This window comes from Methanomethylovorans sp. (assembly GCF_050177135.1).
GTDB lineage: Archaea > Halobacteriota > Methanosarcinia > Methanosarcinales > Methanosarcinaceae > Methanomethylovorans.
On the sequence record NZ_JBFXHJ010000187.1, the window covers coordinates 1 to 3,806 of the forward strand.

A 3,806-nucleotide genomic window follows, 5' to 3' on the forward strand; every position below is an offset into this window, starting at 1 on the left:
AGAGAGTGCATGGCTGGATAGTTGCAGTACGTGCTGTCGGTTCCCGTGACGGTATGACCGCAGAGGCCATGGAACTGCCCTGGGATGTGCTAAAGCGCATCGAGTCGCGCATCACAGGCGAGATCCCCTCGGTTGCAAGAGTTGTGTATGACCTGTCTCCGAAACCCCCAGCAACCATCGAGTTTGAATAACTTATGGAAAGAGAACATTTTGAAAAATACAAGAAGTTAGGATTGAACATTGCCGATTACAGAAAAAAGCCGGGATTATCCCAAATGCAGCTTGCAGATTAAATTGATATAAGCTGCACGCATATGTCGTCGATAGAAAATAATGATTGTGCCGTGCAGCTTGATGTGATTTTCAGTATTTTGAAGGCATTGAATATTCCTGTTGCAAATATTTGAATTTAGGTAAAATATTGTGTTGGTAATACAATACACCGCATATTTTCGAAGGGAAGTGAAGCCGCAAGTGGTTGATTTCTCTTTTGTTGCTAAGTTCTGTGAGAAGTTAAGACAATTGATATACAAAGGTAGATATGCTGTAGACATACAAAAGAGAAAGGTGATGAGTATATGGATCCAACTTGCACACAGCCCATAATAGAAATGGGAGTATCACTTGCGGAGTTAGCTGTTAAGGGTACAGCATCAGCCGTCAATAAGAAAATTCGAGCAGCAAAAGAAGAAAAAAACATAGAGAATCTGCGCACCACATATGACGAGTTGATAAATGAGGTTCTGCTTGAACGAGAAGAAGCGGTGCGTATTGCACAGGCATATAAATCAGAGCTTGATAGAATCGTAATCAGTGATGATGATATCGAGCATTTACATAATACTGTGGCAATGGTTCTGGAAATATTTAATTCATCGCAGATGACAACCGCTATGGCACAAGGAGAAGAGGCAACAAAAAAGGCTCAGGACACAGCAAATAGCTTATCTCAAATAAAATGCCTAATTAGTGTTGATACATTAAAAACCATGCAGTTATTGGGATTTAACTATAAGGCTGCAATCGGAGAGCCACTTACTCAAATCTGTGCGGATGCAATATCTGCATGGGGAAGCAAGAAAAGTCCTATGCAAAATTCGCAGAGAAAAAAATAAATTTGAGTGCATTTTGAGTACAGAATTTTTGCCGAATGAAAAATATCGACATCAAAAGCAAAATTAAGAACCTTAACGCACAGGAAATTAAGAGAAAAACGTTAATGCAAAGTCTTGTGAGAAGATGGGAGTAAATGTCACTGAATACTAAAGTTCTTGAGATACGTCAGAGGCAGCGGATCAAACCGACACCTCTGGATATGCCCTCTGCAGTGTGGACCGGCAAGGACCATGTGGATGGGAATGTGGAGAATACCCTTACCATGATCTTCCGCACTTCCGGGTGCTGGTGGGGTAAGGTCGGAGGCTGCACCATGTGTGGTTACGTGTACGACAGTGCGCATACTTCTCCTTCTGCAGACGATCTTGTTTCCCAGTTCCGGAAAGCCATGGTTAAAGCTTCAAAGTTTGACAGGTTCATGGTCAAGATATTTACCTCAGGTAGTTTCCTTGATGAAAAGGAAGTGCCGGCTGATGCTCTCTCTAAGATACTTTCGCTTCTGGAAGAAGATGATCGGGTCTTTAAGGTAGTGGTGGAATCCAGGCCAGAGTTCCTGACAGAAGCATCCATGAAGTTCTGCCTTGCTCATCTTAAAGGTACGTTGTTCGAGGTTGCCATAGGTCTTGAGACCAGTTCGGACCTCATCAGAAAACACTCTATCAACAAAGGTTTCACTTTCAGGGATTTTGTCAGGGCTGCCGAGATTGCAAAATCCAATGGTGTCGCAGTAAAGACATACCTTATGCTGAAACCCCCTTTCATCCCCGAAAAACAGGCTTTAGAGGACATTGTCACTTCAGTAAGGGAAGCGTCAGTATATTCCAACGTGATATCCATCAATCTGTGCAATGTGCAGAAAGGCACTCTGATAGAATATCTATGGGAACGGGGGGAATACCGTCCCCCGTGGCTATGGAGCATTGTGGAGATACTTAAAAGGACAAAAAAGGAGTTCCCACATCTGGTCATCACTTCCGACCCGGTAGGTGCAGGTGCCAAAAGGGGGCCGCGCAACTGCAAGGAATGCAGCGGGCAGGTTGCAGATGCCATTCGGGCTTTCTCATTGAGCCAGGATCTGCATGATCTTGAAGGACTGGAATGTGATTGCAGGTATTTGTGGGAAAAGGTCCTGGTTCTGGACGATCTCAGTTTTGGCTCCCCTGTCCTGGAGTGAATCTCTCACTCCCCGTCCTCGCCTCTGTAAACCATTGTCCCTATCCCTGTATCGGTGAAGAGTTCCAGCAGGACCGAGTGAGATACGCTCCCATCTATTATATGCACTCTTTCCACACCACTTTCCACTGCGGTCACAGCACCCCTTAGCTTGGGCACCATGCCGCCTGAGATGACTCCCTCTCTCACCAGTTTTTCCACATCCTCAAGTTTCACTCTGGATATGCGGGAAGACTTATCTTCGATGTTCCTCAGGATGCCCGGTACATCTGTCATGAGAATGAGTTTCTGTGCCCTCAGAGCTGCAGCGATATCTCCGGCCACTGTATCTGCATTTATGTTGAGCCCTCTCCCACTGGAGTCTATGGCAATGGGGGATATTACAGGAATATAACCATGTTCTGTGACAATTTCCACAATCTCTGTGTTGATGATCTCGGTTTCTCCCACCCAGCCCAGGTCAACCTCATGCTCCATGTTCTCTATCATTACCTTTTGGGCAGCTATTTTCTTAGCAACGATGAGCTTACCATCTTTGCCGGAAAGACCGATTCCCTTTCCTCCATGTTTACCTATGAGGGATACGATATCGGTATTGATATTACCTACCAGTACCATGCGCGCAATTTCAAGGGTCTCATCATCTGTGATGCGTAATCCACCTACAAATTTGGGTTTCTTTCCCATGCGGTTCATCTTCTCGGTGATCTCCGGCCCCCCTCCATGCACTATGATCGGGTGTATGCCCACGAACTTCAGCAGCACTACGTCTTCAATGATATCGCTCATTATCTGTTTATCAACCATGGCATGGCCACCTACTTTGATGACCATTATGGCATTATGGAACTTCCTGATATAAGGAAGAGCCTCTATCAACACGTTCTCTCTTTTCAGTGTCACAGTCCACCCTCACTGGTGAGTCAATTACCAATAAAAAGTATCAGTATTGATATAGGTTCCAATATATTATCTTTATTGGACCATAAAAAGAAGATTTATTGAAAGAGAATGGTACCAGAATCTGGTAACCAGAAAAATGAAAACTGATTTTATTAAGGCTTTAGATCTTGTCGAGCTTCTCTATGCCTACTTTCTTCACGAATGGCTTGCTGATCTTATCAGGCATCCAGTCTGGCTTGTTCTTTGGAGCATCTACATTTTCTCTCCAGCCCTTGAAGACATGGATCTTTTTGGTTCCCCTCTCACGGAGCTTTATGGTTTCTGGCTTTGCTTTTGTTCCCTTGCCGCGGTTAGCGACCTTCAATGCTGCCTGACGTGGCTGTTTTCCGGTAAATACACCGTGTTCATTTCCGTTCTTATCTCTCAGTACAAAGTTCCTAGTTTCAACCATCATGTCACCTCATTGCTTGCATGTGATTTTTACTCGATAAACCTATTCTGCACATATAGTATATATATTTTTCTTTTAATGTTGCCTTTCGATTCTGGTTTATACCAGTTGGATTATCGGGCGTACTCATAATCCTGTTTAAATTATATTGCTGTTTAAATAT

General features: G+C 44.0%; 4 protein-coding genes and 1 pseudogene. 3 read left to right on the top strand and 2 right to left on the bottom strand.

Features of this window, described 5'->3' with window-relative positions; genetic code table 11:
• From AB7U21_RS11140 to AB7U21_RS11150, 3 genes and pseudogenes are all read left to right on the top strand, one after another.
• Nucleotides 1-191, top strand: a pseudogene (locus AB7U21_RS11140) (glutamine-hydrolyzing GMP synthase); the annotation flags it as partial.
• A gap of 387 nt (nucleotides 192-578) precedes the next feature.
• On the top strand, nucleotides 579-1,115 hold the full coding sequence (locus tag AB7U21_RS11145; RefSeq protein WP_428389082.1) for a hypothetical protein: 537 nt from the start codon (nucleotides 579-581) through the stop codon (nucleotides 1,113-1,115).
• A gap of 134 nt (nucleotides 1,116-1,249) precedes the next feature.
• Nucleotides 1,250-2,290, top strand: a complete 1,041-nt coding sequence (locus AB7U21_RS11150; protein ID WP_428389084.1) for an archaeosine biosynthesis radical SAM protein RaSEA — start codon at nucleotides 1,250-1,252, stop codon at nucleotides 2,288-2,290.
• A 5-nt stretch (nucleotides 2,291-2,295) separates the two neighbouring features.
• On the opposite strand, the gene argB is transcribed toward AB7U21_RS11150, so the two are convergent.
• A complete protein-coding gene (argB, locus tag AB7U21_RS11155; RefSeq protein WP_428389086.1) occupies nucleotides 2,296-3,192 on the bottom strand; it encodes an acetylglutamate kinase in 897 nt (298 codons plus the stop codon).
• A 160-nt stretch (nucleotides 3,193-3,352) separates the two neighbouring features.
• A complete protein-coding gene (locus AB7U21_RS11160; protein WP_292353141.1) occupies nucleotides 3,353-3,643 on the bottom strand; it encodes a non-histone chromosomal MC1 family protein in 291 nt (96 codons plus the stop codon).
• Nucleotides 3,644-3,806 lie beyond the last annotated feature (163 nt).